We start from the raw sequence: 339 nt of genomic DNA on the forward strand, positions 1-339 counted from the left end.
TCGCCTGCCAGGTACAGCTCCGCCGTCGCCCCGACCGGCACCGATTGCAGCTCGCCGTCCAGCAGGTAGCTGGCGGTGTTGTGCAGTGGGCGGCCGATGTTGGCCTGCCCGCCCGCTTCACGGCGGGTCCAGGTCGAATAGGTGGTGTCTTCCGAAGGGCCGTAGAGGTCGTAGACGTGCTGGATGTGCTCCAGCGCGTAGAGCGCCTCGACCACCGACTGCTTCAGCGGCTCGCCCGCCAGATTGACGATGCGCACGCTCGCCGGTATCTGTCCGGCGCGCAGCAGCGCACTGGCTGCCGACGGCACGCTGTTGATCAGGCGCACCCGATCCCGCGCT

Annotated in this window: 1 protein-coding gene; it reads right to left on the reverse strand. The window is 68.7% G+C overall.

Annotated elements, in window-relative coordinates; all coding sequences use genetic code 11:
• Positions 1–339, reverse strand: a 339-nt coding sequence (locus HU729_RS25605) for an AMP-binding protein (protein WP_186711931.1), incomplete at both ends; no start/stop codon positions are given.

It is taken from the genome of Pseudomonas sp. RW10S2, assembly GCF_014268985.1.
Taxonomy (GTDB): Bacteria; Pseudomonadota; Gammaproteobacteria; order Pseudomonadales; family Pseudomonadaceae; genus Aquipseudomonas; species Aquipseudomonas wayambapalatensis.